This is a genomic window from Candidatus Symbiopectobacterium sp. (assembly GCF_020054415.1).
Classification (GTDB): Bacteria; Pseudomonadota; Gammaproteobacteria; order Enterobacterales; family Enterobacteriaceae; genus Symbiopectobacterium.
On sequence record NZ_JAHWCO010000385.1, the window covers coordinates 1 to 2,679 of the forward strand.

The following is a 2,679-nucleotide window of genomic DNA, read 5'->3' on the forward strand; positions in this document are numbered from 1 at the left end:
AGTCCAGTGAAACGACGGATACTCGCAACGTAAAATCATGCAGTTAGGCCTCATGAGAAAAATGTACACCTGAGGGGACAAGCATTTTCTACCAAAACTGGCTTGGCAAAACAGCATGACTCACTATTATTCAACAAAGCCTAAAATACGCTGTAGCGGATGCCATCGTGCCATCTCAGTTCTGCTGAAAGATTATACTAAACTTTGTTCATTATTTGCCGATAAGCTTCTAGAAGGCATTAACCTATTCATAAGGAATTACCATGGCAAGCATCAACTCCACAGGTTACAACGACAGAATGAGCGATATTCTTTCGAAATTAACAACCAATGAACGGACTCGCTTAACCTCGGTAAAGGCACAACAAACGCTTTACGAAAACCGAGATAAATCCTTTGACACCCTTAAGAGTGCACTAGAAAAGCTGAACACTGCCGCAGAAACATTGACCAAAGCAAGCAGCATCAATAAAACCAGTGTCAGCAGCACCAATACCGCCTTCACTGCAACAACGGATAGCAAAGCAACTAACGGCAATTACAGTGTAGAAGTGAAGACACTTGCTACCGCGCAATCCTTGATCTCGGGTGAGTTTACCAGCAATACAGCACAGCAGGGTTCAGCGACAGAAAACAATACCCGGACCCTGACTATCAGCCAACCAGGTCAGGATAAACCACTTGAAATCAAACTGACCGATAACCAAACATCATTAGTGGGCATCCGTGATGCAATTAATAAGGCTAATGGCAATGTTGGTGCGAGTATCGTCAAAGTGGATGACGATACTTATTATTTGTCTATCACGGCCAAAGGCACTGGCACCGATGCCAAGATGACTATCAGCGTCACCGGTGATGACACGCTGAATAGCAAATTGAATTATACCTCCGATACAGGTGCTGGCAGTGGTGCAATGACGCAGCAGACTGCCGTGCAAAATGCATCAATAAAGCTTAATGGCATGACGATTGAGCGTCAACGTAACACGATTTCTGACGTTATTGACGGCGTTACGTTAACCTTGAAATCCCAAACAGCGACGAACTCATCAGAGACATTATCAATCGCCAGTGATATTGCACCGATGAAGACAGCAGTTCAAAATTACGTCGATGCGTACAATGCACTGCAGACGACAATTGGTACCTTGACCAAATACACAGAGGTAGCTCCTGGTTCTGATGCACAAAGCAACAGTAACGGTGTATTGCTTGGTAACAGGACTGTCCGTGGTATCCAGACCTCATTGAAAACACAAATCTCCTCCGCTCAGAGCGGTATGGATATCAGTACGCTTAACGAAATGGGCGTTAAACAAAACCCCAAAACCGGCATGCTTGAGATTGATAGCGATAAGCTAACAACTGCACTGACAGATAATTCCAGTCATGTATTAGATTTCTTCGTCGGCGACGGAAAAACCACAGGCTACTCTACACAAGTCACTAATTATTTAGACAACGTTCTTGATTCTAGCAAAGGGGCAATCCAAACCGCCAAAGACAGTATTGCAGCGACGCTGAAAACCATTAAGAAAACCTACGATCGCACTCAGCAAAATATCGAAGATAATATTGCGCGCTATAAAGCGCAGTTTTCCCAGTTGGATATGTTGTTTTCTAAAATGAATAGCACCGGCGAATATCTGGCAAAACAACTTGCTGCCTTAAACAAAAGTAGTTAATGGAGAAAGTCACTGATGTACAGCAGAAACGGCAGCCAGGCCTATGCCCAAGTTGGCCTGGAAAGCAGTGTGATGAGCGCCAGCCCACACCAGCTCATTGTTCTGCTTTTTGACGGTGCGCTCAGTGCGTTGGTCCGTGCGCGGATTTTATTACAGCAGAATGATATTGTTGGTAAAGGTTACGCTTTATCCAAAGCTATCGATATCATCACGAATGGCCTTAAATCGGGCTTGGACATAGAAAAAGGTGGTGAGTTGGCAGAGAACCTTGCGGCCCTTTATGATTACATGGTTCAACGTTTAATGATTGCTAACTTGCATAATGATGCAAAAATTATCGACGAAGTTGAAACATTGCTTAATAGCATCTCTGATGCCTGGCGCCAGATTGGCCCTACACCGCAAGCGGTATAGAGCGGAGCAGCATAAATGACAACGCCTTTGCAACTGCTAAAGGATTATCAGCAGCTTCAGCTACTGAGCCGACATATATTGGCTCTGGCTAACAACGGCGTATGGGATGAAGTGGTCGAACAAGAGATTATCTACATCCAGTCGGTGGAGAATCTGAGCAAGATGCCGATTCCCGATAATCTGGACAGTGTGATGCAGTTGCAATTTCGCAAAATTTTGCGAGAACTCGTAGAAAGTGAAGCGCAAATAAAAGAGTTACTGCAAAAACGCATGGATGAGCTGAGTTCATTAATGCAAGCGTCAGTTAAGCAGCATAGTGTCAATGCAGCCTACGGTGAATTCTCACCCCAAGGTGTTATTCTTGGCAATATTAATCCTCAAGAGTGACGGTGCTAGGGCAATTTGCTGATATGCAAGAGCCTGTACACGAGATTGTGTAATTTGTACTAGCTCAGACCTGATCTGACAGTTACCGATTATTTATACAGGTGTCTGTCAGATTACATCTGGTTCAGATTCTTTTCTGCCCAGATCCGTTTTCCATCGAGTAAAGTGGCCATCGGCGTACGCCCGCAGC

Annotated in this window: 3 protein-coding genes; all 3 read left to right on the forward strand. The window is 44.6% G+C overall.

Annotated features, from left to right (window positions below; genetic code table 11):
- The first annotated feature begins 263 nt into the window (after positions 1 to 263).
- From fliD to fliT, 3 genes are read left to right on the forward strand one after another with little or no spacing between them, the layout of a single operon-like run.
- The gene (gene fliD / locus QZ506_RS11430) at positions 264 to 1,688 is read left to right on the forward strand and encodes a flagellar filament capping protein FliD (RefSeq protein WP_291971170.1); all 1,425 of its coding nucleotides are present in this window, start codon (positions 264 to 266) and stop codon (positions 1,686 to 1,688) included.
- Positions 1,689 to 1,703: 15 nt separating this feature from the next.
- Positions 1,704 to 2,102, forward strand: a complete 399-nt coding sequence (gene fliS / locus QZ506_RS11435) for a flagellar export chaperone FliS (RefSeq protein WP_291971173.1) — start codon at positions 1,704 to 1,706, stop codon at positions 2,100 to 2,102.
- A gap of 15 nt (positions 2,103 to 2,117) precedes the next feature.
- Entirely contained in the window at positions 2,118 to 2,489 is a 372-nt protein-coding gene (fliT, locus tag QZ506_RS11440; RefSeq protein ID WP_291971175.1) for a flagella biosynthesis regulatory protein FliT, read from the forward strand.
- The last annotated feature ends 190 nt before the right edge of the window (positions 2,490 to 2,679 follow it).